Here is a 25,310-nt window from a genome sequence, read left to right as displayed (position 1 = left end):
ATGTTTCTTCGAATTATATAACCTTCCTCTCTCCAGAAAAACCACCTAATTGTTGTATATCAACAATTAGGTGGTTCTTTTCAAGTATTAATATATTTTTTGTAACGTGCGCCATCCATTAATAGTGGCGCCACTTCAATTTAACGTTTTCTTTCTAATTCTTCATCTTCTCCCCAGCATTCCACATCACCAATATTAGGTACGTTTTTCTTATAGAAGACTGGATCTTTGCCTTGCTTGCGCTGATTTAAATAATCATTAACAACCGGTTTGGCCACTTTCCAAAGTTGAAGAACAGCAATTAAGTTGATGATTGCCATAAAGGCCATAAATAGATCCGCTAAATCCCAAACAATTTGTACTTTTGCAATTGAGCCGAACATAACGAAAAGTACGACAAAAATACGGAATACCAATAAGCCCATTTTTGATTCTTTTATAAAACTAATATTCGATTCACCATAATAGTAATTGCCAATAACCGTACTAAAGGCAAACATAAATACAATGATCGCTAAGAAGCTTCCTGCCCAATCGCCTAAATTACCAACTAAAGATGCTTGCGTTAAATTAACTGAAGTTGCGTCAGATTGAAGGTATGCATCGCCTAATAATACGATTGCTGCTGTTGCAGTACAAACGACTAATGTGTCTATAAATACACCAAGAGCTTGAATCAACCCTTGCTTAACTGGATGGGAAACATCCGCTGTTGCTGCTGCGTTAGGGGCAGACCCTATCCCAGCTTCATTGGAGAATAATCCGCGTTTAATACCATTCATAATTGCCGCCCCAATCATTCCTGCAAAAGCTTCTTCCAATCCAAAGGCAGACTTTATGATAAGGAGAAATACACCCGGAATTTCGGAAATATTGAGGAATACAACAATAAGTGCGATTATAATATACAAAATTGCCATAACAGGAACCACTACTTGAGTAAAGCTAACAATCCTCTTTAGTCCACCAAAAACAATAATCCCTGTTAAAGCAGCCAATACTAAACCTACAACTAAACGATTGGCACCAAAACTCTCTTCAAATGCAATGGAAATCGTATTTGCCTGGACGGAATTAAAAATAAAGCCATAAGTAATAGTAATAACAATGGCAAAAAGAATGCCCATCCATCTTTTATTTAAACCTTTTTCCATATAATAAGCAGGGCCGCCACGAAACAACCCAGTACTATTATCTTTAACTTTATATACTTGTGCTAGTGTACTTTCAATTAACGCAGATGCTGCACCGATAAGCGCAATCATCCACATCCAAAATATTGCACCGGGACCACCAAGAGCAATTGCCGTCGCAACACCCGCAATATTACCTGTTCCGATGCGTGAAGCGGCAGATATTGTAAAAGCTTGGAAAGAAGATATCCCCTTTTTTCCTGACTTATCTGTTGGCGCCGCTTCTGTTATAAGTTTAAACATATCTTTGATTAATCGAAATTGAATAAACTTTGTTTTGAACGTTAGAAATATACCTGTCCCTACTAATAAAATTATTAGTACATATGAATATAATATTGTATTTACTTCACCTAATATATTGCCAAACCAATCCATTGTTTCACATCCTCTATTTTTTCAACTTTTTTTGTTGGTATGTAGATTGCCCTACTTCGTCAACTATTAAAATTCTGCACAACATCTCCCGAATACAAAGTTACTTCCCTACGCAAACCGTTAGTCAACATATTTTTTCAATATAATTTCACTACCAAATGCTGACTTGTCCTATTTTATACTCACTTGAAATTTTAGTATACATTTTTATTGAGGTGTATTAATTTACCAGAAGTACAGTTACCCTCCCTCGCCCATCTAAATTTACTCTCTTTTTTCTGCAGGTGTTAAATAATTTTCCTTCAAATAACACGCTAACTGTATTTTTAAAGCATCCTCCTGTATTTGCAAAGAGATATTTAGCATCTGCTCAATCCGGTTTAGGCGCTGGTACAAGGTGTTGGTATGAATGTGTAAATGCTGTGCTGTCTGCTGAATGGAACGGTTAAATTTAAAATAGACCAGCAATGTTTCATATAGGTGAGTTTTGTTCGACTGAACTAATAACTCACCGATCTGTTCATGAATGAAGTTTGCCAAATCTTGTGGCGGGATTTGTAAAACTAGCTGATTGAGTCCGATTTTATCATAGCTCGTAATCGTCCAATCATCACGAACATGTAAAAAGCGCAATGTTTGCAGTGCTTCCTCGAAAAGAGCGGAAACGGTCTGAAGCGTTTTATACTGTTTACTGATTGCACAACGGAAAAGCGGCTTATGCTGTAACTGCCACTTTTTTTGAAGCCTCGAGAACGTTTCGTTTAATGTAGTAAGCGTTATTGGCGACGGCACACCAATTAACAGTGTAATTTTGTTTTTTTCATAAAACAGTAATTTCCGTTCACCTGAAAATTGTTCTTTTAGGAGCGAGATGAACTGATGTAAATGTTGATCAATTGATAACATTTCCGTCGATTGTTTGAACTCGATTATACATAACCGGTAGTAATCCTCGACATCCAAATCCAAGTGATACGCCGTAGATGCAATTGATTTTTGATTCGGTGCATCGATAATTTGATGGAATGTTTCCTGGATTCGTTTGTTATGGAGTTCTTGAATATTTTTGTTTCGTAAAATTTGCAGCGTTAATATATTGGCCCCCTGTTCCAGTGTTTGCTGATCTTTGTAGGAAATGATGCCTTTCTGTTCAATAATCATGCTCCCTAAACAAATATCCAAATTATAGAGAGGATAAACAATAAAGCTGCGGTCATTTTTAAGTCGGTATTCAAATGGACTCATTTTAAATAGTAATTGTTTTTTTATTTTTGTTTTTGTGTGATGGGGAATTAACAGAACCTCTTCAAAAAACACATCATCATTTGCATCATAAAAACCAATTGGTAATTGCGTTAAATTTTGCAGTTCCTTTAAAATGACGGATATTGATTCGTTTTGCAATAGCAATTGATTTAATCTAGCATGCACATCATAACGTTGTTTAAGAAGCGTATGTTTTGTCTCTAAGGCCAGAGATAATTCGTGCGCTTCTTTTACTTTTTCAATCATCTGTTCATAATACTGGGCTTTTTGAATTGCCACCCCTACCTGATCGGCAAAGGCTTGGAAAAATAATAGATCTTCTTGTGTGAGGTCTCTTTTCTTCTGGAGTTGGTGAAGGATCATGATGCCAATCGGCTTAGTATCTACGGTTATCGGTACACAAAGCGCCGCCTGCGGAACATGTGCACTTTTTAAAATTGTCCGTAAGTTACGGGGGCTTACATTTTGATGGTACATAGCAGCCATAATTTCATCGTAACTGTTAAAGAACTCACCGATTCCTGTCGCAAATACACGACCAGTGATGGCCTCATTTGGCTTTGTTTGAAATTGCTCAATAAGTGGAGGAAAATGAATATAGGTTTTAGGAATAAGACATTGCTTTTGTTCATCAAAAAGCATTAAATACCCCGCATCCGCTTCAGGAATAACATCCAGTGCATGACGCATGATTGTATGTAATACTTCATCAATATGGAGTTTGGAAGTGATTGTCCGAATACTTTCCACGAGGATAGATAACTGTTTATTGGATAGTGTTAATTGACGTAGAATTGCTTCTTGTCCATCTGACATAGACATGCCCCTCTCTCTTAAATATATAGAATATTACATAATTTTATTTATAAATATAGAGGATTACACATTGTTTCGCAATAAGGAAACAAAGTATAGTGTAAAAAAAAACTGAATTGTTAGTCAATTAAAAGGAGGGGTCATATTGATCATAGCATCAGAAATTATGGATCATCCGGTTTTATGGATTATAGCATTTGTCGTAGTGCTCATCGTGATTTTCCAAGCTATTGTCTTTATACGTATTTCGAAAAAAGTTGCACCGGAAGTCGGCTTAACGAATAAGGAAGTGTCTTCGATTATTCGAACAGGTGCAATTAGTTCACTCGGTCCGTCATTTGCCATTATCATTGTTGCCATTTCTTTAATAACTTTAATTGGTGAACCAACAACAATGATGCGAATTGGTATTGTCGGATCCGCACCAATCGAAACAGTAGGAGCTAGTCTCGGGGCCGAAGCGGCGGGTGAACAGTTAAGTGATAAAAGCTTCTCAGCACAAGCGTTCACAGCAGCAGCGTGGACAATGTGTTTAGGTGGCATGGGCTGGTTGCTTGTAACAGCTTTATTCACCAAATCACTTGGCCGTCTTCAAAGTAAGTTAACGAGCGGTGGCGGCAACCGTGCAAAGTGGTTAAGTGTCGTTTCGACTGCAGCAATGATTGGTGCTTTCGGTTATTTTGGTGGAGGCCAAATCGCAAAAGGCATGAATGAAACGATTATTTTTTTAGTCGCTTTATTGGTAATGCCAGCTATTATGTGGGCAGCACATCGTTTCAACCAAAACTGGCTACGTGAATGGTCGCTTGGATTAGTTATTTTGATTGGTATGAGCGTCGGGTATTTCTTAATTTAATAGAAGGAGGAAGATTAAAATGGTCGTTTTAGAGCGTCACACAACAGTTGCTTCACCTACAAAGAACGAGAAAAATTTTGCAACTTTCCATAGTCAAGCACATTTCTGGGGTCGTCTTACTATTTGGGGTGTCATCATTTGTACGATTGCCCTTCCCCTCTATTTATCATTTGGTCTTGGGTACCATCCAGGATGGTCTGTAATTTTAACAGGTTTTTTAAGTTACGGGGCCGTTGTAGCAATCATCTGGTTTGTAGAGCCAATTAGCTACTACCCTATATTAGGTGTGTCGGGTACGTATTTGGCCTTTCTAACAGGTAATATCGGGAATATGTGCTTACCTAGCGCATCTATTGCCCAATCCATCGTGAAAGCAGAGCCAGGAACGCGCAAAGGGGAAGTTACAGCGACATTAGCGATTTCTGCAGCTTCAATTGTGAATACAACAATGCTAATTGCTGTAATTTTAGGTGGTTCTTACTTAATTAATGCGCTGCCGGAGTCAATCCGCGCGAGCTTCAGCTTTGTATTGCCTGCTATTTTTGGAGGAGTGCTCGCACAGTTTGCCCTTAAAAAGCCTGTTTGGGGAATTGTTGCAATTGGATTAGGTGTTTTCGCGGCACTTGGCCCAGTACCACAGTCGTTCCAAACATTTATTTGTATTGCAGGAACAGTCATCTTTGCCATTATTCTTGAAAAAATGAAAGCGAGTGAACAAGCATCATGACAATTAAACAACAGTTAATGGATAAGTTAGCAGCTCGGAACGATGAGATGATCGCAATTCGCCGTCATCTGCATGAAAATCCGGAACTCTCATTTGAAGAACAGCAAACGGCGCAATATATCACAGATTTCTATGAAAATAAAGACGTAACAATTCATCGAAATGTCGGCAATGGCTACGGAATTATTGTAGAAATTCAAGGCAGTCATCCGGGGCCTGTCATCGGAATACGTGCAGATTTTGATGCTTTACCAATTGAAGAAGAAACAGATGTCCCATTCAAGTCGAAAAAACCAGGTGTCATGCACGCTTGCGGTCATGACGGTCATACCGCATATTTGCTTATTTTAGCGGACTGTCTTATTCAATTAAAAGATGAACTTCATGGAACAGTAAAAATTATTCATCAGCATGCAGAGGAAAAACCCCCTGGTGGTGCCAAAAGTATGATGGCATCCGGCTTACTCGATGACTGTAAAATTATAATCGGAGCACATTTATTCCCAACATTTAAAGTCGGACATATCGGCTACCGTGCTGGGGCTGCAATGGCAGGCCGCTCATTTTTCAAACTGGTTGTCCATGGTACAGGAGGGCATGGTTCTTCCCCTCACCTGGCAAATGATGCGATTGTTGCAGCCTCAAATTTTGTAACGACAGTACAAACGGTTATTAGTAGACGGTTAAACCCGTATGATATGGGTGTTGTCACAATCGGTTCCTTTGATGGAAAAGGCACGTTCAATGTTATTAAAGATGCGGTAACACTTGAAGGTGATGTGCGTTATATGAACGACACTGTTCACGCTACGATTGAAAAGGAAATCAAACGGTTAGTAGACGGTTTAGAAGTCCAGTTTGGTGTTACTTGCATGCTCACTTACGAAAAGGATTATCCACCGTTAGTTAACGATAAGGACCTGACAAACTTTGTCGTTGAAACATTGGAAGCTTCGGAACAGGAAGAAATCATTGTGATTGAAGAAGCACCGTTGTTTTCAGGGTCAGAGGATTTTGCGTATTATGCACTCGCAAAGCCGTCCACTTTTTATTATATTGGCTGCCAACCAACGTACTTAGATGTACCTTATATGAACCATCATCCAAAGTTCGATATTGATGAACGGGCATTATTAGTTGCAGCAAAAGCTGGTGCAGAAGTCGTTGCTAAATATTGCTTAAAATAAAGTTGCCTAAATGCCATTATTCTCTAAGGAGAAAATGGTATTTTTGATGTGTTTAAAATTAATTCCCCTTTATTCTACAGGTCATACATACCCCCATCAAAAACATCCCTATCCTCATGATTTTGTAATGAAATGAAATTCTCCCTCTACAATAAAATCCAATGCATCAAAGCATTATAAATACTGACTAAAGCCTATTCCAAATAGAAAGTAATGACATAAACATATTAAAACAATCTGATTTTAAGGAAATAACTTGTCTCTTATTCAATAGAACATTTGAATAGGTTTTACTTTTAAGGAGGAATAACAAATGATGCATCCACATACAGAAATTCAATTTGTCAGTGAGCAGGTAGGCGTCGGTGTCTTTGCAACTAAACTAATCCCTAAAGGGACGATTGTTTGGATTAAAGATGGCCTTGACTTGATGCTGACAGAGGAGTTTATCGAAAGCCTTGGTGATTTGCAAAAAGCGGATGTCTATAAATATGCGTACTTAGAAACTGACGGTATCTATGTCCTTCATTGGGATCACGCAAAATATATGAATCACAGTTTCAAACCAAATTGTGTCGATACAGCTTATAATTTTCAAATGGCCGCAAAAGACATTCAACCTGGCGAGCAATTAACATGTGATTATGGAACTTTAAAAGGTGTTGAGGATTTTGAGTGCATCTCTGAGGAAGGCACATCGAGAACTAAAGTAACGGCAAATGACTATTTAACCTATTATGAAGAATGGGATGAAATGGCACGGGATACATTCAAATATTTCAATGCCGTAGAGCAGCCGTTAAAGTATTTAATCAACAAGCAATACGTTAACAAAGTGAATGCCGTTGCGAATGGTACTGCGCCAATAGATTCGATTCTTACGCTATATTAGATTAATTTGAAGAAACTACGGTACCCATTTAAAACATAAAAACCGCACTTGTTAAAGTACGGTTTCCGTTCCTGCATTTAATCAATAAAGCGAATTACTCATCAAATTTCATGCCTTTTAACAAATCCGCAAATGCGTTATTAATTGGCTCTACTTCTTTTTCTTGCTGCTTCAAATATTTTTGAACACTGCGTTTATCAACTTTACCGCCGCCTTCTTTTTTACGGCGCGCTTCGAATGCGGATAATTTTTCGCGGTAACCGCACTTACATACGAAAATTTGGCCTTCACCTTGTCCGTGCAGCTCCAGCTTTTTCTTACATTGCGGACAACGGGCATTCGTTACACGCGAGACATTTTTGCGGTGACCGCACTCACGGTCCTGGCATACGAGCATTTTTCCTTTTTTCCCGTTTACTTCAAGCATTGGCTTTCCGCAATCCGGGCAGGACTTCGTTGAAATATTATCATGCTTGAACTTTTTATCGCTGTTTTTAATATCGGCAACGATTGCTTTTGTATGCTGCTTCATTTCATTAATGAAGACATCTTTTTTCAGCTTGCCCTTAGCAATTTGCTCAAGCTTTTGCTCCCATTGTGCCGTTGTTTCCGGAGATTTTAGTTCATTCGGTACCAAATCCAGCAGCTGGCGGCCTTTTGACGTAATATGAATGTCTTTTCCACGCTTCTCGATAAGGAACGAATTGAACAATTTATCGATAATATCGGCACGTGTCGCAACAGTCCCTAGCCCACCTGTCGATTTTAATGTATCGGCAAGCGCTTTGTTTTGCGTGTTCATATATTTCGCCGGATTTTCCATCGCTGTCAGTATTGTCGCCTCTGTAAAACGCGCTGGCGGTTTTGTTTGTCCAGATGTTTGGGCAAGCAATGTCACGTTTAGCACTTGTCCTTTTTCAAGACGCGGCAACAGCTGTTCCTTCACATCCTCTGAAGTTTCCTCGTCATCAAAACGATTCGAGTATACTTCTTTCCACCCAGCAGAAATAACCGTCTTACCGCGTGCGATAAATTTCTCTTTCCCGATTTCGGCTTGAACTGTTAATTGCTCATACTCATGTGCAGGGAAAAGAACTGCAAGGAAACGTTTTACAACCAGATCGTAAATTTTACGCTCTTTATCATTGAAGTTCGCAAAATTCACATATTCTTCAGTCGGAATAATCGCATGGTGATCGGATACTTTACTATCATCAACAAACGATTTACTTGCTTTAATCGGCTTTGTTAGTACTTTGTTTGCTAACGTACGATATTCCCCTACAGAACAAGCTTTCAAACGCTCAGGTAATGTGCTGACAATATCGGATGAAAGATAACGTGAATCCGTACGCGGGTATGTGAGCACTTTATGTGATTCATATAGCTTTTGCATAATATTCAACGTTTCTTTTGCTGAATATCCGAATAGCTTATTCGCATCACGTTGTAATTCAGTTAAATCATAAAGTCCAGGAGAAAATGTCTTTTTCGGTTTACGTTCAATATCGATGACTTTCGCATTTTGCTTATCTAATGTATGAACGATTTTGTCGATCTTTTCTTTATCAAAACTGCGTGCATTGCCGTTTTGATCCTGCCATGTCAATTTCAGCTCTTTCGTTTGAGCTTCGATTCCGTAATACGTTTGAGGTTTGAAATTCTTTATTTCATCTTCACGAGCGGCAACCATTGCAACAACCGGTGTTTGTACACGACCTGTATTAAGCTGTGCATTAAATTTCGTCGATAATGCGCGACTTGCGTTCAGTCCGATATACCAGTCAGCTTCACTTCGGGCAACCGCTGCATAATATAGATTTTCATATGCTTTCCCTGGCTTTAAATTCGCAAAGCCTTCTTTAATCGCTTTATCGGTAACCGAAGAAATCCATAGACGTTTAACCGGTTTATTTACTTTTGCGCGTTCAATAATCCAGCGTGCAACAAGTTCTCCTTCACGACCGGCATCTGTTGCAATAATAATTTCATTAACATCATTACGTGTAAGCTGTGATTTTACGGCATTGTACTGTTTGCTTGTCTGCTTGATTGTTGTTAGTTTCAGACGTTCGGGCAGCATCGGTAAATCTGCTAAATCCCACTTCTTATATTTCTCGTCGTAGCTTTCCGGATCTGCCAGCGTTACTAAATGTCCTAAAGCCCATGTGACGATATATTTGTCTCCTTCTAAAAATCCATTACCTTTTTTATGACACTTCAGCACATTCGCAATATCCCGTGCAACTGAAGGTTTCTCTGCTAGTACTAAGCTTTTAACCATTGTAAACAATCCTTTCGTAACTCTTTGAACCAACTATACCATACATCAATAGTACCTAGACGTATTTGCTTTACGTCCGTTTTTGAAAAAATATAATTGAATGTCACAATAAATTTGTATAAGAATATAATATGATGTTTAGCTTTTGAAAGGACGGGTATATTAGTTTTAAGCAACAAAATTATTCAAAAATGATTTTGGGTAGTTGATAACGAATATTTTTTAATAAAAGGTAAAAAAAAATTTAAATACATAAATTTTTACTTATTATTCCTTTTAAACAATATAAAAGCACTATTATATCGGTATATTCAACTCATACTATCCCTTCATTTGTACGAAAAATCAAAATTCTCTACTGTATTTCGAGAATTTTTAGTAGACATTTGGATAATGTTGTTATACAATAAACTTAATTAAATTGCTTAAGCTGTTTACGATCAATTCACATATTAAAAAAGTGAACGTGTACGCTCCCTTTTTTAATGTGTGAATTTTTTATACATTTAGCAATTCAATTAATTAATTTTTTGGAGGTTTTCTCTCATGCAACAAGGTACAGTAAAATGGTTTAACTCAGAAAAAGGTTTCGGTTTCATCGAAGTTGAAGGCGGTAACGATGTATTCGTACACTTCTCAGCTATCCAAGGCGAAGGTTTCAAAACTTTAGACGAAGGTCAAAAAGTTGAATTCGACGTTGAAGAAGGCAACCGTGGCCCACAAGCTACTAACGTAACAAAACTTTAATTCTAACGAATTAAGTTCACATAGTTAGTTGCAAGAAGCATACTCTATTGGGTATGCTTCTTTTTATAGTTTCATAATGATGAAAAAAATAGCCGTGCCGGAGATTAACTTTCGGCACGGCTATTTCTATTTTTTACACCTATTCATGTTTCGTTCGTTTCTTGAATAATATAATCGATTTGATAAACAGCTATTACTGCCCAAATCGCGATGATGGTAAATGTACTTATTAACTCCGGAAGGTCCCCCTCCTGCTTGTGAAAGTTCTGCTATTTGCGATAACTGTGTGCTTGGCAACCATTCAACCACTTTAAAACGAGTACATTTAATGAAGAAAGTTGATGAAGGCATCATATCGACGGTGAAATGTCGCAAATTGAAATTATATAGTGTAAATCGATGTATCGTATACCCTATTTCCCAGGAAATCCATTATAATCCGACAATCTCTTTTAACTCCGTAACTTTTGTTCATGATAACGGCACTTCTAATTTATTTGTACTTTGAAGGGATAAGCTGTATGTAAATATTGCGTGTGCATGTAATTATTTCCCTTACTTTTTGCAAATTAACGATAGAGGAACGGTGTTAGTGGAAAAAGCAGAAATGGTGCAACGGTTTTTTAAGATTACATATCCTTTTATCTTTGTATAAATACACAGAATAAGAAAAGCTATCACTCGAATTTCTCCGAGCAATAGCTCCCCCACATTTTCTTATAATATTTCTGCTAAACGTTTAATACCCTCTTCGATCGTTTCCGGTGTTGCATTTGTATAGTTCAAGCGTAGTGTGTTAACTGATTCTTTATCCGTGTAAAATGGATTTCCCGGCACGAATGCCACTTTTTTCTCCATCGCCTCCGTAAACTTATCAAGCGCATTTACTCCTTCCGGAAGTGTGACCCACACGAACATACCGCCTTCAGGTTTTGTATATTTCACATATGGTGGGAAATATTTTTCCATTGCCGCCAGCATTGCATCTGCTTGTGTTTTGTATAGCGCTATAATTTTTTCAACATGCGCTTCATATTCATTATTCGTTAAATACTGGTGCAAAATATATTGTGCAAAAATATTAGTATGTAAATCCGTTGCCTGCTTCGCAGTTTCGACATGATTTAGTAGTTCATGGTTTTTCGTCAAAATATAACCTAGGCGCATACCTGGTGTAACCGTTTTTGAAAACGAACCTAATACGACACTGTTCGTCATCTTCCCTGCTGCGATATACGGCAAGTGTTCACCAGTAAAACGAAGCTCGCCATATGGATCGTCCTCGATAAAAATGACATCTTGATCTTTTACCGCCTCAAACACTTCTTCACGGCGCTCTTTCGTATACGTTAACCCAGTAGGATTTTGGAAATTTGGTACTGTGTATACCATTTTCACATTTGGCTGTTTTAGCGCATCCTTAAACTGTTCAACATTCAGCCCTTCTGTTTCCAGTGTGACACCGTAGAAACTTGGTTCACGTAATGTAAAAGCCTGGATCGCGCCTAAATAGCCTGGCTCTTCAATAACAACGCCGTCCCCTTTGTTCAGCAAAACTTTGGAAATTAGCTCCAATGCTTGCTGGGATCCTGTCGTAATAAGGACATCCTCTGCTGTATAATTTAAATTCGATTGCTTGTTATTAAGCTTGTCTGCAATATACTGACGTAGCGGCAAATAGCCTTGTGTCGTAGAATATTGGAATACCTTTGCACCATTCGCATCAATCGCATCATTTACCGACTGTTTTAACTCATCAATTGGAAATGAGATTGGATTTGGCAAGCCTCCCGCAAATGAAATGACGTCATACGCATCCGTTACCTTTAAAATATTGCGGATGAATGATGACGGTGTTTTTAAAATACTATCAGAATATTGCATAGTGGACTCTCTTCCTTTTTGTAATTTTCAAAATTTTATCACTTTTCAACTAAATACACAATAAGCATGTACCATTTTAGAAGATACATGCTTATTGCTAGTAAGATCCTGACATGAAGTTGTTATTCCGATTATTTACCTAAACTGATAAACTGTCATAACTTACGCTAGCCTTTGCTTTCTTCCTACTAATAAATAGTAAAGCGGGATACAAATAAGAATTAGCGGAATCATGGAAACGAAGATTGTTCGGTATGTTGTATGGGGTTCGATCATTCCAAGAATAAAAGGCCCTACCCCTAATCCTAAATCGTACAAAATAAAATATGTCGATGTTGCTAAGCCAAATCGATGAGGCTCCGTTACTTTAACCGCAATTGCTTGAGCAATGGAATTGAAGTTCCCGTAGCCAAAACCAATTAGGACAGCTGCTACTAACAGCATCCAGCCTGCAGATGCCTGGCTAAACAGCAGCATTCCTACTGCGAATACAGCAAGACATGGGTATACAATCACGTTGGGACCGCGAACATCCATTAATTTCCCTGTAAACGGGCGGGAAATAATGACAATTCCTGCATATGCCAAGAAGAAATAGCTTGCCGCTTCCACTAAGTTGATTTCTCTTGCATAAAACGTAATAAACGTCATGACGCCAGAGTACGCAAAACCGATTAATAAGGCAATAAATGAAATCGGAAGCGCTTTTGGTTCAATAAATTTTTCGATAAACGATAACTTCTCTGTCTGTTGCCCATTTTGCTTGTTCACTGGTGGTAAAGAGATTTTAACAAAGAAATAAGCAATTAGTAACATAAGCGAAAGACCGGTGTTCATATAGAAAATGACATCAAAGCCATTTTCAAGCTTCAGCATGAACATGCCGACGAATGGACCAATGGCTGTTGCCAGAACCGCGCTAAGACTAAAGTATCCAATCCCTTCTCCTTTACGTGAGATCGGTAAAATCATAGCAACAATCGTACCTGTCGCTGTCCCGATCGTCCCGACTGCAATCCCTTGCAATAGGCGGATGATCAATAAATAGACAACGCCCCACTCCATTAAATAGAGTGTTGTTGTAAAAAAAAATAAGACAAGGCCAATTAAAAGCATCTTCTGTGGCCCGATATTGCCGATAAGACGCCCAGCCCCTAACCGGCCGATCAATGAACCGATAATAAAAATACTCGAAACAAGCCCCGCAATACTTGTAGAAACATGGTATGTATCTACTGCATAACTTGAAATAGTCACCATTAAAAGAAAGAACATTAAAATGGATACAAAGTTAATGATCGATACAATAATAAAATCTTTCGTCCATATAGGTTCTTTTATTTCCTTCATTCTAGCCCTTCTTTCAATATTTTCTCCATATCAGACAGCGCTTTTTTGAAAAGCTCCTGTTGTTCGTCTGTCAGGTTATTTAATAGCTGATCTTGTAGAAATTTAATTTCCGGGGAAATATTTTCATACAATTTTTCTCCTTTTTCCGTCAAACTTATATATTTTTCACGTCTGTCATTGCCTTGTTTCAGTTGGATAAGCTCTCGTTTCGTCAATGTCTTAACATTTGCAGAAACAGTTGGCTTCTCGACATCCCAATATTTCGCGATTTGACTCATTGTAGCCAGCTCTTCATTCGCCAAATATTGCATCAAAGACCAGTTGGCATTGGAAAGTTCATGCCCTGCCAGCATACTAGTAAGACGCTGCATATAACGTTTATGAAAACGGTGCAATTGTAAAAAGAAAGTCATAATTAGAGTACCTCCCTTTATTTTCTATAATGGTTAGTTAACCTAACTAATTAAATAGAACTCTACTTCATTTGTCAATCTTTTTTTGCTGAACGCTATTGAATTGGCATTGCATGATGCTTTTAAAAAGGATCAGTCAAGTTATGCATGCATCTGCATTAGCTCCTCCTTCTCCTTAAAACAAATAAACACGCTTCATAGCCTTAAAGACTACGAGCGTGTTCATTCGTTTTAAAAGAATATTAATAATAAAATACCTACTAAAAAGCAGTAATACGTGAAGTAGTGGAGCTTTCCGTTTTTCATAATCCCCATGAACCATCGCATAGCGAAATATGTCATAAACAATGTCGCAAGGAATGTAACTGTATACGGAATGGCTAAATCCATTTTGTTTGGCTCATCGAGGAAGTCCGTAAACCCTAATACGACACCACCTAAACTTACCGGAATATACAGCATGAATGAGAAACGCAGTGCCGTCTCCTGTTTCATTCCAACAGCAATTGCGGAAATAATTGTTGCACCTGACCGGCTAATTCCCGGTGTTAATGCTACAGCCTGCCCAAAACCTACTAATAAGGCATCCTTTGCTGATAAATCCCCATCACGTTTCGTTCCGCGTAAATTTCGAATTAACCATAAGGCAATACCTGTCACAAACAGCATAATCGCAATCGTCGTCATGCTCACACTATCTGCAATAACATCACTCAGCAAAACACCTAAAACACCTGCTGGAATCGAACCGATAATGACATACAGTGCAAAATTAAAGTCTGTACGGTATCGCGCATTTCGTGTTTTAATATACAGTAAAAATCCAGTAATTAATCGAATAATATCTTCACGGTAAATAAACATAATCGCAATCAATGATGCCGTATTCGTTAGAATCGCGAATGTAAAGCCCTGTTCACCCATTCCCAGAAGTTCACTTACAATCATGACATGCCCGCTTGATGACACCGGAATTGGTTCAGTTAAGCCTTGGACAATACCGATAATAAAATGCTTTAACACTAAAATTAAATCAAAATTTTCCATTTGTATCTCCTAAAAAAGTAGTTCTCCTCTGTTAGACGCAAAAGACGCCTAAATGTTCACTTCCTTACGATAATACTGTTCTTTGATGTGTGCAAGCGCTTTTGGCATTGTTCCGTCCGTTACTAAAAATAATTGGCGGGTCGCTCGAGAAGCAATTGTATACAGTAAATACGCATCCATCTCTTCCCGGTATGCATGGGCATTGGCATCTGCTACAAGAACAGTTGTAAATTCAAAGCCTTTCGCCATATAGCCTGGCATGATGAGCAGCCCTTTCATATAAACTTTCTGTTCTTCTGTAACGAGCTGAAGCTGTGGAAGAAGCGGTTTTAATTCATTGTATAATTGTTCGCATGCCAGCTTATTTTTGCATAAGATGACGAAGCTTTCCTCTTCTTTATAATGCGAACCGACAAGAAGAGCAATTGTTTCACCCACTGATTTCGTTTCGATCATTTGTGGCTTATCTCCAGATACACCAAGCGACTCGGTTGTCGTGTTGTTTAAAATCGCGCTCATAAAATCGGTAATTTCATTTGTCGAACGATATGATTTATTCAGCTCGACAGCTTTGAAATGCTTGGACAATGGACCTGCCAGCGAATCCTTCATTTGCGGATGCACAACCTGATTTTTATCACCCAGCAACGTGTAATGCGCTTTTGGATGCATTGCTTTAATCGTCAACAATTGCAAATACGAATAGTCTTGGATTTCATCAATGACAATATGTTTAATTGTATTATCCGTATACAAGCCTTTTACAACCGCTTGCATATACATGATTGGGGCCAAATCTTCGTAATATAATATGCGCTGTTTCAGCGTTTCAGTCGTTACAGCCTGAATCATTTGTGTTTTTAAATTATCGTTTTGGAATGTTAACGAATGAAGATACATTTTATTTAAATTCACAAAACCTAGCTGATGAATCGCATTTTCAAGTTTGCCGTACTTTTTTTGCAGCTTTTCATTTGCCTGTTGCTCGATTTCCTTATCTGTGCCGATATACGTATTGACCGCCTTTAATTCCTTCATTAATACTTTGCGGTCTTTCTTTTTTTCCTGCTCTATTTTTTCGAGCAGTACTGTACGAATTTTTTTTAGGCGAAAATCTATATCCAATGTGCCGAACTTGTCATAAAACAGATCGGTCAGTTTTTTAGCGGAAACAAACAGCTTTTCTTCCACCTTCAAATTATAAAATGGCATGCCACTCTTCTTTAGACTTTCAATATATTTCAGCAGCTGCTTTACGTATGCATGCGAGCCTTTGAATGCATAGTGCTCGCGTTCCTCCTTGCTCCCCTTTTGAAGACGTTCAATATTTTCGTAGCTTGTCTCTGCTTTGTAATAAGATAATTTCAAATCGCGCAATAAACGGTAATACGTCGTATGTTGAACATTATCCTCACCGAGCTCTGGCAATACATTAGAAATGTAGTCATTGAACAAATCGGACGGCGAAATAAGCAAAATACTACGTGCATTCATTGTTTGGCGGTATTCATACAGTAGATAAGCAATTCGCTGCATCGCAACAGATGTTTTTCCGCTGCCGGGTGGTCCGAGTACGATTAAATTATCTTTATTTGATGAACGAATGACGATATTCTGGTCACTTTGAATCGTTGCGACAATCGATTTCATCTTTTCTTTTGCCGTATCCGACAGCAGGCTTTGCAGCACTTCATCGCCTACATAAATATCCGCATCCAGTACTTGCAATAGCTCATCGTACTTTACTTTATACTGACGGCGGCCTTGTATTGTAACCGGAATATATTCCCCGTCTGGAATTTGATAGCGCGCCTTTCCGACTTTATTTTCATAAAAAAGGCTGGAAATCGGTGCTCGCCAGTCATAGATCAGCACATCATCCGTTTTAGGTTCGCGGAAAGTCGATAGGCCAATATATAAATGTTCACGTTCGCCTTCTTCATTTTCAATTGAGATACGCCCGAAATACGGACTTTTATATAAAATTTGCATTTTGCTTAATTGTTCGCTTGCATTCAGATACTCTCGTTCACGCAATTGCATCGTTTGCAGCATTTGCGAAAACTGGATGGCACTTTCTCCTGACACATCGTTAAACTCCGAAGATGCTTGTGAGCGTTCCTCAACAATGTCGCCTTTTTGCTTTTTTAAATGATTGGACTGAATCTTTATTTGTTGTTTTAGAAGTGCACTAATTTCCTTTAAATGTGTCTCTTCCTGTTGCCATATCGTTTGTTCCACTATCGGTTCGCCTCCAAATGCTCCGGAAGTAAAATCTTCTCTTTACATAAATATTCATGGTACTTCAAAATGACGTTGGATTCAATTGAAACTATTTACGAATCCTCCTCATTACAAATTTTAACAATCCTATTATAGCATCTTCCTAATCCTAAATTATGTTGAATAAAGAAATATATTATACGCAAGTTTATATACATGAATTTTTGAGGAGTTATGATGCATTTGCTGAGGGTAATAAAAAAGAAGCTTCCGTATTTAAACGGAGGCTTCTTAATGGTTATTGCATATCAACTGCTTGTTTTGATAATGTTTTTGTCATTTCGCAATATTGAACGAATACGCGTGCAAGTTCGCGCAGGCGGTTGTGTACATCTTCATCAATAATTTTATTTTCTTTATCGAAGTGGTCCGCATGTGTGTATACATAGTTTGGTGTAACTAGGCAGCGGAAGTAATCAAGAATCGGACGCAGCTGGTTTTCCAGTACTAAATGATGCTGGTATGTTCCGCCATTGCCGATAATTGCTGCCGGCTTGTAGCGTAACGCTTTTGGTGGAATCATATCAAAGGCATTTTTCAGTACGCCTGGAATTGATGCCTGGAAAATCGGCGACGCGAAAATGTAAGCATCTGCTTCTTCAAATTTTTGAATCATTTTTTTCATATCATCATTTAGCGGACTGCCATCTAAAATTTGATGCTGTAATTTCGAGAAATATAAAATCTCCAATTCTAGCGAAGGGTTGAAAGCTTGAATATATTGTTGAACCTGTTCCAAAAGAACGCCGGTTTTACGACCAAAAATGGTTCCATCGACAAGTAATATTTTCATAAATGTTCCTCCATGTAAATCATTGTACTCATATTGTATCAGAATAACATTGCTTTTTAATAGGTAGTTGCTTAGTTAAGTTCAATTTCAGTCTTTCGTCTTACATTGTTATATCGGGAAAGGGATTAGGATAATTTCCCACTAGCATTGCTAAGTTTCGTTACGGTTTCGTTTCTTGACCGGTTTAAGAAATAGCGGATAAGATTAGCCTTATAACCAGCATTACTCCCTATTATTTGGGTTTTCGTTTTTCCGATTGACCTCTTCGTCCTCAATACCTACTGGCGATAGCACTTCTTCTTTGTATTTATCCCAGTTAAAGCTCACTTCTTCCTCTTCTAAAGCTTCTTTCTCTTCAATAATGGGCATTTGCATTTCCAGCATTTCATCGGATAAGTATATCGCCACTTTTTGCTTTTTCCCGTGTAGTGCAATTACTTTCATTGCCAATGCAATTTGCGTTGCCGGAATGGAATGCATCTTTTTCAACGGTCCGACTAAGATTGGGTTCAGCACCTTTAATACTTTATCGCCTATTGTTTCTCCTAGACGGAATTCTTGGCGATCTCCTGTAATAAGTGATGGACGTACGATGGATAGTCGCGGGAAATCCATTTTAATAAGTTCTGCCTCCAATTTTCCCTTTACCTGACTATAATAAGCAAGTGCCTTCTCATTTGCTCCCATTGCGGAAATAACAATGAAATGACCAACTCCTCGGTTTTTTGCGATGGCTGCAATCGTTAATGGATACTCAAAATCGACCTTTTCAAATTGTTGCTTTGACCCGGCTTTTTTCATCGTCGTTCCTAAACAACAAAATACCTCATGAGCAAATTCAATATCCTTATCTGCAATCTGATCAATTTCACATAGCTTTACAACTAATTTTGGGTGCGTAAAATCAAGCGGTCTTCTCGAAAGGACATTGACAGCTGCATACTCCTCACTCTCGCATAATAACTTCACAAGGGAAGAACCGACCAATCCTGTTGCACCTACGACCAACGCTGAACGCATGGTTTTCATATGTTTCCTCTTTTCTTTATTTTGATGTATGTATATGTAGAAAGCTCTTTCATTCATAATTTCGGCAATCCCACCATATTTTATAGAGATAGTGGAAAGGATGGGATTTACGTGCAAAAAAGAAAAATTATATGGATTATCGAGCATTGTGAGATTAAAGGAACATATCCTTTTGAGCGTGCAGTAACTTTGGCAAATCTGTTGCAGGATGAAGAGGTCATTCTCTTTGTAAAAACTGCAAACGAACAGCTTCTTGATAAATTGGCCCAAACAGGCTTAAATATTGTAAAGTTTGATCGTTTTATCGAACTTAAAAAGAAAATGCGTGAATTGGAGCCTCATTTAATTATCCATGAAGGTAAAGATACCCAAGTTGAACAAATTGAAATGATTAAACCGTTTTGCTCGACGATTGTTCATTTTGACGATTTTGGCATGGGTGCACAGCTTAGCGACTGTCATATCGTTTCGTTGTTTGGGGAATCCCATGAAGAGCCGCATACACATGAACTGGCAGGCAGCTATGCGTTTGCCGTCCCGCCAAATTTAGAAGAAGTCGCACACCAAATCCTTGAAAAACCTGACAGCTCGATTAAAGATTCGCTACCCCATATTGTTGTCGCATTTGAAGATGGGGATAGCAACAACCTGACTTACCGGACTTTACGCCACTTAACACAATTGCAAATTCCATTAAAAATTTCAGTCGCTATTGACGATGAATACCATCATGACATCGATAGTCTAAAAATGATGGCACTAAGCCGGAAGAATACTGTCATCGTTCAAAAAGCTGATGCCCTGCTCGAGTTGATGCCGCAAGCTGACTTGATTATTTGCAATGCCAACTATACACCATACAAAGTGGCAGCAGCCGGGATCCCTTGTATTACAACGGCCCAGCAGGATAATGAGCTGAACTATGCATTCACACGCGAAATGAACGGCTTTATCCATATTGGTCTAGGTCGGAAAATGAAGCAATCCATTATTCAAAATGCCGTGATGGAACTTTTACTCCATGAGCAGCGCCGTGAACGAGCTGTACGCAAGCAGCGCAGTCTTGAAATTTTAACAAATAATGAAATCCTCAAAAACCTGCTGCTCGATTTAGCTTATGCCCGTCATAATATGGCCCATATTTAACTAAAAAATTAGGCTTTCCCCATCACATAAATGTATGCATTATGTTACAATATGAAAAGATTAATTTCCGAAAATAAAGGAGTAATTAATGATGCTAACAAAAGACCAGCTTCAGCAGCAAATCGCCGAATTAAAGAATGATTACATCAATCTTCAAGGCGACATGGAAAAGCTAGAATCACTTGGCCATGCAGACTCAGTAAAACAAGCGCTCGCACGCCTTGAAAATATGGAAGCACGGCTAGCAGAACTAAACAAACAGCTCGCAGCACTTTAATGTTGCGGGTTTTTTAATGGATAAATTTTTCAGAAGAATCTAGTTGATTGGAATGCAGGCGGTGAGTAAAGCTTCCGCCAAACAAAAATCAACGTTATTAGTAGCAAACACTTAAACACTCGGAGGATTATATATGGCAATATTAACTGTTGAAAATTTAGGTCATTCATTTGGTGACCGTACGTTATTTAAAGATGTTTCGTTCCGTCTTGTTGAAGGCGATCATATCGGACTTGTTGGTGCAAACGGTGTTGGGAAATCAACATTGATGAGCATCATTACAGGGCAAGCAATTCATGATGAAGGAAAAGTGGAATGGCTGCCTGGCACACATTACGGTTATTTGGATCAGCATACGGTTTTAACTGCCGGCCGTTCAATGCGTGATGCATTACGTGACGCGTTTGCACCTTTATATAAGAAGGAAGAGCGTTTAAATGAAATTTCTGTGGAATTAGGCGAGCCTGATGCAGATTACGACAGCCTATTGGAAGAAATGTCTGAAATCCAGGATGCATTGGATGCAGGTGACTTCTATAGCCTCGATATGAAAATTGATGAGATAGCTCGTGGTTTAGGGTTGGATGCAATCGGCCTGGAGCGTGATGTTGCCGCATTATCTGGTGGACAGCGTACAAAAGTTTTACTTGCTAAGCTTTTACTTGAAAAGCCAAAAGTATTATTACTGGACGAGCCGACGAACTATCTTGATGAAGAGCATGTTACTTGGCTGAAAAACTACTTGAAAAACTATCCGTATGCATTCCTGTTAATCTCGCATGATACGGAATTCATGAACAATGTTGTCGATGTGATTTTACATTTAGAATTTGCTAAAATGACGCGTTACACTGCCACATATGAGAAATTTATCGAGCTTGCTGAAATTAACAAGCGCCAGCATATCGATGCATATGAAAAACAGCAGGAATTTATTAAGCAGCAGGAAGATTTCATTGCGCGCAACAAAGCACGTTACTCAACAAGTGGTCGTGCAAAATCACGTGCGAAGCAGTTGGATCGTATGGAGCGCATTGATCGCCCGGAAACTGCCCTAAAACCGGAGTTCAGCTTTAAAGAAGCGCGTACACCTGGCCGTTACGTAGTGGAAGCGGAAGGTTTGGTAATTGGTTATGATAAAGAAAAACCATTATTGCCGCCACTTACATTCCAAATCGAGCGCGGTGAAAAAATTGCGTTAGTCGGCATGAATGGTGTCGGGAAATCGACTTTACTGAAAACAATGTTAGGCAAAGTTCAACCATTGGACGGTAAAGTGATTTTAGGTGACTATTTGGAGCCATCATACTTCGAACAGGAAGTAAAAGCAGATAAAATCACACCGATCGATGATGTATGGAATGCATTCCCTTCTATGGAACAAGCACAAGTTCGTGCTGCATTGGCACGTGCCGGTCTAAAAACGGACCATATTACTCGCCCACTGAATTCTCTTTCTGGTGGTGAGCAGGCAAAAGTACGTCTTTGCAAGCTGATGATGGATCAAACAAACTGGCTGATCTTTGACGAACCAACAAACCACTTGGACGTTGATGCGAAAGAAGAGCTTAAACGCGCCATGAAAGAATTCAAAGGTACAATCGTTCTTGTATCGCATGAACCGGAATTCTATGAGGGCTTGGCTACGAAAGTGTGGAACGTGCAAGATTGGTTCACGACGCGTGAAACAAAGGAATTAAACGAATTTAAATAATTTTTTAATGAAGCAGCGCACTCTTTTACGGAGTGCGCTGTTTTGAGTTTCGGTTTGTTTTACTCAGAATAAATGTGGCAAATATTTGAAAATTACCTTTAGTTTTCGGAATTTTCCGCCAATATAATAGCGCTTGGCAAGGACTTTTTATTATAACTAACGAATATATTAAATGTTCGAGCATTTATTAGAAACACTGCCAATTTTGTTGAAACAAATGCTGTTTTATTGGTATTCTCAGTTCAATATCCTCTGAATGTCAAAAAAATTTTTTTACAGAAAGTTCTATCTTGCATAATTCAGGAATATATTAAAAAGTCGCGGTATTTTAGAGCACTCTCCAACTACATATTAGAATAATTTCCTATTTAAAACTCACCGCGCCCAGTAATCCCCTCCCTCTTCTAATTTCTACTTTACAAAACTGTAATATTAAATTAGAAACTTTTTATAGTTTTATACGTATAATTTATTAGAAGAATGGGTAAACAGATATAGGGAAACATATAATAAACTTGTTGCATTACTAATAGCTTACTGGTAAGATATTATTATAAGTAAATGTCTTACAACTAAGCTATCACCAAATTATTGATTATGGGAAAGCGAGGAAATTAATTATGACAGTAACAATCTATACACAATCGAGCTGTTCCTCATCACGAAAAGCATTGAAATGGCTAAACGAAAATAATATTACTTATACTGAAAAAAGAACAACTTCTCAATCTTTGACTTTAGCAGAGTTTAAACATATTTTAAGTATGACTGAAGATGGTACGGATGAAATTATTGCGACAAACTCGAATGATTTCAAAAATCTGGACATTGATATTGATCAGTTATCCATTCAAGAGTTGTACAACTTAATTCAACAGCATCCTCGTATGTTGCGCAGCCCTATTTTACTTGATGAAAAACGCATTCAGATCGGCTATAACGAAATGGACATTCGTCGTTTCATCCCTCGTAAAGTGCGTGCATTTGAATTAAATGCCCTTCAAAAATTAGCCGTAGAATAGTGATAATATTTGGAGTTGACACTGATGAATGAGCATAAACGCGAGCAGTTAACCGAACTTTTTGAACAGATGACATCGTTGGAACGCAAAATTGCTAATCAATGGAACAGTCAAAATCAGTTAGGCTTCTCGAAATCACATATTTTAATTTTGGCTTATTTGCATACAGACGGACCAAAGCGCCCTTCTGCCATTGCAGAAAAGCTGAAAGTGACAACAGGTGGCGTGACTGTTTTGACGACGAAGCTCATTAAGGCGGGGCTCATTGAAAAAACACAAAATGAAACGGATCGCCGCGCTTCGCAAATTCATATTACCGAAGCAGGAATCGAAGTACTCGAACGCTCTCAACAGCAAGTAGACAATCTTTTCGAAAATCTGTTCGGCATGTTAACAGAAGATGAAATTAAAACTTTAACGGCAATCTTTGAAAAATGTACGAAGTTTTAAAAAAGCGAGCAGCTCTTTGCTCGCTTTTTTCTGTTGAAACAAAATGTTTGTTGCTCTGACTACAGTTTAATTTCTGCTTTATCAACTTATTTACTAGAAAAATCCATTAGTCTTATAGATATAAAATAAAAAACGCATCTATTTCAATGCGCTTTTCGTAAATTTAACAAGTTCCTCATATTGGGCCTGAATTTCTTCAGTTGTCGTAGAATCGTATAGATATAATTGCTCCGCTGTCGACTCGAATAAACCGATTAAAATTCGCGATGTACGTGAAGCATCAATAGTCGAACGAATTTCGCCATTTTGTAATGCTTCATTCAATAAATTATACACCCACTCATAAAACGGCGCATATATTGATTCCCATTGTTTTAAATGTTCACTTTGTGCAAGACCTGCATATAAAATAGCAAACAGCTCTTTTTTCTGCTCATTAATTTGGAACACTGCTTTAATAAGTTGCTCAATTTTTTGGTCAAAAGACTCATCTAAATTAACATTTTCTTCGATACTTTTCATAATTTCATCTACAGCATATTTAGCAATTTCAGGCATGACTGAAAATTTTGAAGGGAAGTACAAATAAAATGTGCCTTGAGCAATTCCAGCGGCCTTAACTATATCTGAAATTTTTGTGCCTTCTACACCTTTATTTATAAATTGCTCAATTGTTGCTTCAATAATTTTTTGTTTTTTATTCAATACGCCATCCCCTATCTTGTTGAATGAAGTTCATTCAGAAACTACTTTCATGATAACGAAAGTTCAAAGAAGAAACAATGTACCAAAACAATAATATTATGCTATGAAACATATTTTAATCCGGAAACTCCAATAACAATCACAAACACAGCCACCATTCTTCCTATGCTCCTTGACTCGCCGAAAAAAAGCATATTAATAATGACTGCTGCTGTTGTTCCAAGACCAATCCAAACAGCGTAAGCAATACTTACCTGTAAATATTCAAAAGATGCATATAAAAAGTAAAAAGCACTACCGAAACCCGCAACAAGTGTTACTAAATCTTTCGGCTTCTTCGAGGTACTAAATTTCTTAAGTCCAATAACTCCAATTGTTTCTAATATTGCAGCTAAAATTACAAAAATCCATCCCAATTATAGCGCCCCCTTTTCTACCTTCCGTTCAGACAATGTATCCGCTATATTTAACATCATCACACCTATTACAATGATACTTATGAATACAATTTTCAATGTTGTAAAGGATTCACCAAATAAATAAACATCCATCAATGCCGTACCAATTGTCCCAATGGCAGCGAAAATTGCATAAACTGTTCCAGTCGGTAGTCCTTCACACGCTTTTGCTAAAAAATAAAAATCAACAGTGATAAGTGGGATAATAATTGCCCAATGCCATGACGCACTTGCTACATTGAAGCCGTAAATCCATAATAATTCGCACAAACTTGTTAACCCTACATAAATCCATGACTTTTTCATCTCTTACCTCCTACAATTAATGACTGACGTTCATTCATAATTTATCATATTATATTATTGAAAGCAAATCACGTATTAATAAAGGGT

23 protein-coding genes and 1 pseudogene are annotated in these 25,310 nt (G+C 38.1%); 10 read left to right on the top strand and 14 right to left on the bottom strand.

Annotated elements, in window-relative coordinates:
- Nucleotides 1-140: 140 nt before the first annotated feature.
- On the bottom strand, nucleotides 141-1,571 hold the full coding sequence (locus tag B5473_RS08975) for an alanine/glycine:cation symporter family protein (RefSeq protein WP_079524552.1): 1,431 nt from the start codon (nucleotides 1,569-1,571) through the stop codon (nucleotides 141-143).
- A 264-nt stretch (nucleotides 1,572-1,835) separates the two neighbouring features.
- Entirely contained in the window at nucleotides 1,836-3,653 is a 1,818-nt protein-coding gene (locus B5473_RS08970) for a helix-turn-helix domain-containing protein (protein WP_079524551.1), read from the bottom strand.
- 145 nt (nucleotides 3,654-3,798) lie between these two features.
- Here B5473_RS08970 and B5473_RS08965 point away from each other — a divergent pair, with 145 nt between their 5' ends.
- The 4 genes from B5473_RS08965 (at nucleotide 3,799) to B5473_RS08950 (ending at nucleotide 7,315) form a co-directional block, all read left to right on the top strand.
- A complete protein-coding gene (locus tag B5473_RS08965; protein WP_079524550.1) occupies nucleotides 3,799-4,509 on the top strand; it encodes a DUF5058 family protein in 711 nt (236 codons plus the stop codon).
- Nucleotides 4,510-4,528: 19 nt separating this feature from the next.
- Nucleotides 4,529-5,236, top strand: coding sequence for a small-conductance mechanosensitive channel (locus B5473_RS08960; RefSeq protein ID WP_079524547.1), 708 nt, complete (start codon nucleotides 4,529-4,531; stop codon nucleotides 5,234-5,236).
- Entirely contained in the window at nucleotides 5,233-6,423 is a 1,191-nt protein-coding gene (locus B5473_RS08955) for an amidohydrolase (RefSeq protein WP_079524545.1), read from the top strand. Before B5473_RS08960 ends, B5473_RS08955 begins: the two co-directional genes overlap by 4 nt.
- A 313-nt stretch (nucleotides 6,424-6,736) precedes the next feature.
- Nucleotides 6,737-7,315: an SET domain-containing protein gene (locus B5473_RS08950; protein ID WP_079524544.1), complete on the top strand. Its 579-nt coding sequence runs from the start codon at nucleotides 6,737-6,739 to the stop codon at nucleotides 7,313-7,315.
- 94 nt (nucleotides 7,316-7,409) lie between these two features.
- On the opposite strand, the gene B5473_RS08945 is transcribed toward B5473_RS08950, so the two are convergent.
- Nucleotides 7,410-9,599 (bottom strand): DNA topoisomerase III, encoded by a 2,190-nt coding sequence (locus tag B5473_RS08945; protein WP_041865800.1) that lies wholly within the window; start codon nucleotides 9,597-9,599, stop codon nucleotides 7,410-7,412.
- Nucleotides 9,600-10,145: 546 nt separating this feature from the next.
- Between B5473_RS08945 and B5473_RS08940 the strand changes: the two genes are divergently transcribed.
- Nucleotides 10,146-10,346, top strand: coding sequence for a cold-shock protein (locus tag B5473_RS08940; RefSeq protein WP_008404655.1), 201 nt, complete (start codon nucleotides 10,146-10,148; stop codon nucleotides 10,344-10,346).
- Between the two features lie 471 nt (nucleotides 10,347-10,817).
- Here B5473_RS08940 and B5473_RS21205 read toward each other — a convergent pair.
- The 8 genes and pseudogenes from B5473_RS21205 to B5473_RS08905 form a co-directional block, all read right to left on the bottom strand.
- A pseudogene (locus B5473_RS21205) lies at nucleotides 10,818-10,935 on the bottom strand (LytTR family transcriptional regulator DNA-binding domain-containing protein); the annotation flags it as partial.
- A gap of 128 nt (nucleotides 10,936-11,063) precedes the next feature.
- Nucleotides 11,064-12,230: an aminotransferase-like domain-containing protein gene (locus tag B5473_RS08935; protein ID WP_008404656.1), complete on the bottom strand. Its 1,167-nt coding sequence runs from the start codon at nucleotides 12,228-12,230 to the stop codon at nucleotides 11,064-11,066.
- Between the two features lie 162 nt (nucleotides 12,231-12,392).
- Nucleotides 12,393-13,580 carry an MFS transporter gene (locus tag B5473_RS08930; RefSeq protein WP_079524543.1) on the bottom strand — a complete coding sequence of 396 codons (1,188 nt, stop codon included), beginning with the start codon at nucleotides 13,578-13,580 and terminating at the stop codon, nucleotides 12,393-12,395.
- The gene (locus B5473_RS08925; RefSeq protein ID WP_008404661.1) at nucleotides 13,577-13,993 is read right to left on the bottom strand and encodes a MarR family winged helix-turn-helix transcriptional regulator; all 417 of its coding nucleotides are present in this window, start codon (nucleotides 13,991-13,993) and stop codon (nucleotides 13,577-13,579) included. The genes B5473_RS08930 and B5473_RS08925 overlap by 4 nt, the downstream gene beginning before the upstream one ends.
- A 231-nt stretch (nucleotides 13,994-14,224) precedes the next feature.
- On the bottom strand, nucleotides 14,225-15,040 hold the full coding sequence (locus tag B5473_RS08920; protein WP_008404662.1) for an undecaprenyl-diphosphate phosphatase: 816 nt from the start codon (nucleotides 15,038-15,040) through the stop codon (nucleotides 14,225-14,227).
- A 48-nt stretch (nucleotides 15,041-15,088) separates the two neighbouring features.
- Nucleotides 15,089-17,281 carry an RNA polymerase recycling motor HelD gene (helD, locus tag B5473_RS08915; protein ID WP_079524542.1) on the bottom strand — a complete coding sequence of 731 codons (2,193 nt, stop codon included), beginning with the start codon at nucleotides 17,279-17,281 and terminating at the stop codon, nucleotides 15,089-15,091.
- Between the two features lie 280 nt (nucleotides 17,282-17,561).
- Nucleotides 17,562-18,116, bottom strand: a complete 555-nt coding sequence (locus tag B5473_RS08910) for an NADPH-dependent FMN reductase (RefSeq protein ID WP_008404666.1) — start codon at nucleotides 18,114-18,116, stop codon at nucleotides 17,562-17,564.
- Between the two features lie 222 nt (nucleotides 18,117-18,338).
- The gene (locus B5473_RS08905) at nucleotides 18,339-19,145 is read right to left on the bottom strand and encodes an NAD(P)H-binding protein (protein ID WP_079524541.1); all 807 of its coding nucleotides are present in this window, start codon (nucleotides 19,143-19,145) and stop codon (nucleotides 18,339-18,341) included.
- Nucleotides 19,146-19,256: 111 nt separating this feature from the next.
- Between B5473_RS08905 and B5473_RS08900 the strand changes: the two genes are divergently transcribed.
- The 5 genes from B5473_RS08900 (at nucleotide 19,257) to B5473_RS08880 (ending at nucleotide 23,754) form a co-directional block, all read left to right on the top strand.
- Nucleotides 19,257-20,291 carry a PseG/SpsG family protein gene (locus tag B5473_RS08900; RefSeq protein WP_079524540.1) on the top strand — a complete coding sequence of 345 codons (1,035 nt, stop codon included), beginning with the start codon at nucleotides 19,257-19,259 and terminating at the stop codon, nucleotides 20,289-20,291.
- 88 nt (nucleotides 20,292-20,379) lie between these two features.
- The gene (locus tag B5473_RS08895; RefSeq protein ID WP_008404672.1) at nucleotides 20,380-20,568 is read left to right on the top strand and encodes an SE1832 family protein; all 189 of its coding nucleotides are present in this window, start codon (nucleotides 20,380-20,382) and stop codon (nucleotides 20,566-20,568) included.
- A 133-nt stretch (nucleotides 20,569-20,701) separates the two neighbouring features.
- Complete coding sequence (abc-f, locus tag B5473_RS08890) at nucleotides 20,702-22,282, top strand: ribosomal protection-like ABC-F family protein (protein ID WP_079524539.1); 1,581 nt, start codon at nucleotides 20,702-20,704, stop codon at nucleotides 22,280-22,282.
- A gap of 620 nt (nucleotides 22,283-22,902) precedes the next feature.
- On the top strand, nucleotides 22,903-23,304 hold the full coding sequence (gene spxA / locus B5473_RS08885) for a transcriptional regulator SpxA (protein WP_008404676.1): 402 nt from the start codon (nucleotides 22,903-22,905) through the stop codon (nucleotides 23,302-23,304).
- A 24-nt stretch (nucleotides 23,305-23,328) separates the two neighbouring features.
- Nucleotides 23,329-23,754 (top strand): MarR family winged helix-turn-helix transcriptional regulator, encoded by a 426-nt coding sequence (locus tag B5473_RS08880; RefSeq protein WP_008404678.1) that lies wholly within the window; start codon nucleotides 23,329-23,331, stop codon nucleotides 23,752-23,754.
- Nucleotides 23,755-23,892: 138 nt separating this feature from the next.
- On the opposite strand, the gene B5473_RS08875 is transcribed toward B5473_RS08880, so the two are convergent.
- The 3 genes from B5473_RS08875 to B5473_RS08865 form a co-directional block, all read right to left on the bottom strand.
- Nucleotides 23,893-24,459 carry a TetR family transcriptional regulator gene (locus tag B5473_RS08875; protein WP_014824811.1) on the bottom strand — a complete coding sequence of 189 codons (567 nt, stop codon included), beginning with the start codon at nucleotides 24,457-24,459 and terminating at the stop codon, nucleotides 23,893-23,895.
- Nucleotides 24,460-24,560: 101 nt separating this feature from the next.
- Nucleotides 24,561-24,875 carry a DMT family transporter gene (locus tag B5473_RS08870; protein ID WP_008404681.1) on the bottom strand — a complete coding sequence of 105 codons (315 nt, stop codon included), beginning with the start codon at nucleotides 24,873-24,875 and terminating at the stop codon, nucleotides 24,561-24,563.
- Entirely contained in the window at nucleotides 24,876-25,223 is a 348-nt protein-coding gene (locus tag B5473_RS08865; protein WP_008404683.1) for a DMT family transporter, read from the bottom strand.
- Nucleotides 25,224-25,310 lie beyond the last annotated feature (87 nt).

It is taken from the genome of Solibacillus isronensis, from assembly GCF_900168685.1.
Classification (GTDB): Bacteria; Bacillota; Bacilli; order Bacillales_A; family Planococcaceae; genus Solibacillus; species Solibacillus isronensis_A.
This window is presented reverse-complemented; position numbering and strand designations above follow the sequence as displayed.

Bases quoted from the DNA above. Each gene is read 5' to 3' on its own strand.
- B5473_RS08950 (WP_079524544.1), top strand. From the start codon at position 6,737: ATGATGCATCCACATACAGAAATTCAATTTGTCAGTGAGCAGGTAGGC.
- B5473_RS08880 (WP_008404678.1), top strand. From the start codon at position 23,329: ATGAATGAGCATAAACGCGAGCAGTTAACCGAACTTTTTGAACAGATG.
- abc-f (WP_079524539.1), top strand. From the start codon at position 20,702: ATGGCAATATTAACTGTTGAAAATTTAGGTCATTCATTTGGTGACCGT.
- B5473_RS08960 (WP_079524547.1), top strand. From the start codon at position 4,529: ATGGTCGTTTTAGAGCGTCACACAACAGTTGCTTCACCTACAAAGAAC.
- B5473_RS08895 (WP_008404672.1), top strand. From the start codon at position 20,380: ATGATGCTAACAAAAGACCAGCTTCAGCAGCAAATCGCCGAATTAAAG.
- B5473_RS08975 (WP_079524552.1), bottom strand. From the start codon at position 1,571: ATGGATTGGTTTGGCAATATATTAGGTGAAGTAAATACAATATTATAT.
- B5473_RS08865 (WP_008404683.1), bottom strand. From the start codon at position 25,223: ATGAAAAAGTCATGGATTTATGTAGGGTTAACAAGTTTGTGCGAATTA.
- B5473_RS08910 (WP_008404666.1), bottom strand. From the start codon at position 18,116: ATGAAAATATTACTTGTCGATGGAACCATTTTTGGTCGTAAAACCGGC.
- B5473_RS08925 (WP_008404661.1), bottom strand. From the start codon at position 13,993: ATGACTTTCTTTTTACAATTGCACCGTTTTCATAAACGTTATATGCAG.
- B5473_RS08970 (WP_079524551.1), bottom strand. From the start codon at position 3,653: ATGTCAGATGGACAAGAAGCAATTCTACGTCAATTAACACTATCCAAT.
- B5473_RS08940 (WP_008404655.1), top strand. From the start codon at position 10,146: ATGCAACAAGGTACAGTAAAATGGTTTAACTCAGAAAAAGGTTTCGGT.
- B5473_RS08930 (WP_079524543.1), bottom strand. From the start codon at position 13,580: ATGAAGGAAATAAAAGAACCTATATGGACGAAAGATTTTATTATTGTA.
- B5473_RS08935 (WP_008404656.1), bottom strand. From the start codon at position 12,230: ATGCAATATTCTGATAGTATTTTAAAAACACCGTCATCATTCATCCGC.
- spxA (WP_008404676.1), top strand. From the start codon at position 22,903: ATGACAGTAACAATCTATACACAATCGAGCTGTTCCTCATCACGAAAA.
- B5473_RS08945 (WP_041865800.1), bottom strand. From the start codon at position 9,599: ATGGTTAAAAGCTTAGTACTAGCAGAGAAACCTTCAGTTGCACGGGAT.
- B5473_RS08905 (WP_079524541.1), bottom strand. From the start codon at position 19,145: ATGAAAACCATGCGTTCAGCGTTGGTCGTAGGTGCAACAGGATTGGTC.
- B5473_RS08920 (WP_008404662.1), bottom strand. From the start codon at position 15,040: ATGGAAAATTTTGATTTAATTTTAGTGTTAAAGCATTTTATTATCGGT.
- B5473_RS08955 (WP_079524545.1), top strand. From the start codon at position 5,233: ATGACAATTAAACAACAGTTAATGGATAAGTTAGCAGCTCGGAACGAT.